This is a genomic window from Streptomyces sp. N35, from assembly GCF_016464295.1.
In the GTDB taxonomy this organism is placed as follows: Bacteria; Actinomycetota; Actinomycetes; order Streptomycetales; family Streptomycetaceae; genus Streptomyces.
In genome coordinates this window covers 1-2,959 of sequence record NZ_JAEIMH010000162.1, presented here as the reverse complement: position 1 = coordinate 2,959, position 2,959 = coordinate 1, and the positions used below count along the sequence as shown (strand labels likewise).

3 protein-coding genes are annotated in these 2,959 nt (G+C 69.4%); 2 read left to right on the top strand and 1 reads right to left on the bottom strand.

The features are described from left to right. Positions 1-58: 58 nt before the first annotated feature. Positions 59-706 carry a TetR family transcriptional regulator gene (locus JAO81_RS41100; RefSeq protein ID WP_199553125.1) on the bottom strand — a complete coding sequence of 216 codons (648 nt, stop codon included), beginning with the start codon at positions 704-706 and terminating at the stop codon, positions 59-61. A 241-nt stretch (positions 707-947) separates the two neighbouring features. Between JAO81_RS41100 and JAO81_RS41095 the strand changes: the two genes are divergently transcribed. Both JAO81_RS41095 and JAO81_RS41090 read left to right on the top strand, forming a co-directional pair. Beyond that, positions 948-1,769 carry a VOC family protein gene (locus JAO81_RS41095; protein ID WP_199553124.1) on the top strand — a complete coding sequence of 274 codons (822 nt, stop codon included), beginning with the start codon at positions 948-950 and terminating at the stop codon, positions 1,767-1,769. A 198-nt stretch (positions 1,770-1,967) separates the two neighbouring features. Then, positions 1,968-2,959, top strand: a 992-nt coding sequence (locus JAO81_RS41090; RefSeq protein ID WP_199553123.1) for a serine/threonine-protein kinase, incomplete at its 3' end; no start/stop codon positions are given.

Genomic DNA, 2,959 nt, shown 5'->3' with positions numbered 1-2,959 from the left:
GGTCACCCTCCACGGAGAGGGTGACCGCCGCCCGTATGACAGGAAAGAGTGCGAGAGGCTACTTCATCGGCTTCTTGCCGGTGATGCCCAGATGCACCAACAGGGCCAGATTCGGCTTCAGTTCAGCCTGCTTCACGCCCCAGGTCGAGAAGCCCTTCTGGTGCGAGGCGACCGCCGCGAGCATCGCGACGAGGGAGCCGGCCATCGCCGCGGCGTTGACGTCCTTGTCGACCTTGCCCTTGTCCTGGAGGTCCTTGACCGTGTCGCTGAGGGAATTGGTCACCGAGTTCAGGATCTTCATACGGATTTTGTAGAAGCGCTTGTCGCCCTCGGCCGAGCCGAGGTCCACGACGCGCATGATCGCGTCGTTCCTGCGCCAGAACTCCAGGAAACCGTCGACAAGTTCCTGCGATGCCTGCCAGCCGGCCTTGCCCACCCAGGAGCGTTCGGCGAGCACATCGGTCAACCCGGCGCCCTCCGTGGCCATTTGCTCCGCGATCTCCAGGACGGCGCCTTCGACATCGGGGAAGTACTGGTAGAAGGTCGCGGGCGAAGTGCCCGCTTTCCGCGCCACATCGATGACCTTGACGTCACGGTAGGGCGAGGAACTGAGCATCTCGCTGAGGCAGTCGAGCAGCTTCTGACGCGTCGCCTGCCCACGCCGTCCGGCCACACGGCCATCGACGGTACGCACTTGTCCTGTCATGCCGTCAGCTTACCGAGGGGGGATCGGGGCGCGATTCGGCCGACTGCAAATGGGGACGGGGGAGAAACGGGGGAGTTAGGGGGACTCGGGGTATATGGGAGAGCTTGGGACCGCCCCGGGGGCCTGGCCCGGACGGCGGACTGGCCAAGTGTTCGATTCGTTTTCCTGCGGTACGCCGGGTACGGCACTAGCTTGGCTGTGACGGGCGCCACAGGGTCCCGTGACTCCGGGAGGTGGGGCCGTGGCCGCGTATACCGAGGGTGCGCCCTGCTGGGTGGACGCCCTGCTGCCCGACCTCGAGGCCGGCAAGCGGTTCTACGGAGAGCTCTTCGGCTGGACCTTCGACGAGGGTGCCGGACCCGAGTACGGGCACTATGCGCAGGCGTACAAGCAGGGCAAGGCCGTCGCCGCGCTCGCGCCCAAGCGGGACGGGCGGATGCCCACGGTCTGGAACGTGTACTTCGCGACCCCGGACGCCCTGGCGAGCGCACGGAAGATCAGGGACGCGGGCGGTCGGCTGGTGACGGAGCCGATGCCCGTCGGCCCTCCCCCGAGCTCTCGACTTCGCTCGAGCGGGGGGCACCCCCATGGCGTGATGGCGCTCGCGGCCGATCCCGAGGGCGCGGTCTTCGGGCTCTGGCAGGGCGGAACGCACGAGGGCCTCGAGAAGGCCGGGGAGTCGGACTCCTTCTGCTGGGCCGAGGTGAAGGTGCGGGACGCGGCACGGGCCGACGCCTTCTACGAAGAGGTCTTCCGCTTCGAGGGCTTCGACCTGGACGGCGTGATCGACGGATTCCGCACCTGGTCGCCCCCCGGCACCGAGGCCGGCCCCGATACGGCCGTCGGCGGGCGTGAACTGATGGGTGAGGGGGTGCCGGCCGAGCTGCCCGCGCACTTCCTCGTCTACTTCAATGTCGACGACTGCGACGAGGCCGCCCGTGTCACCCGGCGGCTCGGCGGCAGGGTGCAGAGCCCACCCGTCGACATTCCGTACGGACGTATCGCAACGCTCATGGACAATCAGGGCGCCGTCTTCGCCGTACTGCAGGATCACGCGAACTGACCCTCTCCGTTTTGCCCCATCTCATCCCTGAATGGGATGAGACCTCCCGATTGGGCCCCGGGTTCGCAACCGCCGCTCGCGCCAGGAAGAATCAGGGTGCGTGCCGCCAGGGCGGCTCGGTGGTGAGACGCTGACGATGGGCACGAGCCCGTTCGCTCGGTGGTGTCCCACGGTCAGTTACGGGGAGGTGGCAGGCAAGTGGTGGAGCAGCTGACGCAGCACGATCCGCGCCGGATCGGGCCGTTCGAGGTGCTCGGCCGGCTCGGTGCCGGCGGCATGGGTCTGGTCTATCTCGCGCGCTCGGCCTCCGGCCGCCGTGTGGCGATCAAGACGGTCAGGACCGAGCTCGCCGAGGACCAGCTCTTCCGTGTCCGCTTCACCCGTGAAGTGGAGGCGGCCCGCGCCGTCTCCGGCTTCTACACCGCGGCCGTCGTGGACGCCGATCCGCGCGCCGCCGTGCCGTGGCTGGCCACCGCGTATGTCCCCGCGCCCTCGCTCGAAGAGATAGTGAATGAGTGCGGGCCGCTGCCGGCCCAGGCCGTACGGTGGCTTGCCGCCGGGATCGCCGAGGCGCTGCAGTCCATCCACGGCGCGGGTCTGGTGCACCGCGACCTCAAGCCGTCGAATGTGCTCGTCGTCGAGGACGGCCCACGCGTCATCGACTTCGGTATCGCCTCCGGCGTCTCCAATACGCGCCTGACGATGACGAACGTGGCCGTCGGCACCCCGGCCTATATGTCGCCGGAGCAGGCCAAGGACTCGCGTTCCGTCACCGGGGCGAGCGATGTCTTCTCGCTGGGGTCCACGCTCGTGTTCGCCGCGACCGGACATGCCCCCTTCCACGGCGCGAACCCGGTCGAGACCGTCTTCATGCTGCTGCGCGAAGGGCCCGACCTCGACGGGCTGCCCGAGGAACTGCGGCCGCTGATCCTCGACTGCATGCATATGGAAGCGGCGATGCGGCCCAGCCCCGCCGACCTCCAGGCACAGCTCGCCCCGCACCTGTTCGCGTCCGGCTCCGACGACTCCGGTACGGCCTCCGCATGGCTGCCCGAGCGGTCCGTCGCGCTGATCGAGGCGCGCCGCGGCGGGCGGCCGCCCGTGCGGACCGGCCCCTCCGGCCGCAGCGGCGGCCGGGGCGTACCGCCGCAGCCCGCGCAGCCGCCCGTGCCCCCGCGGCCCGCGCGGCC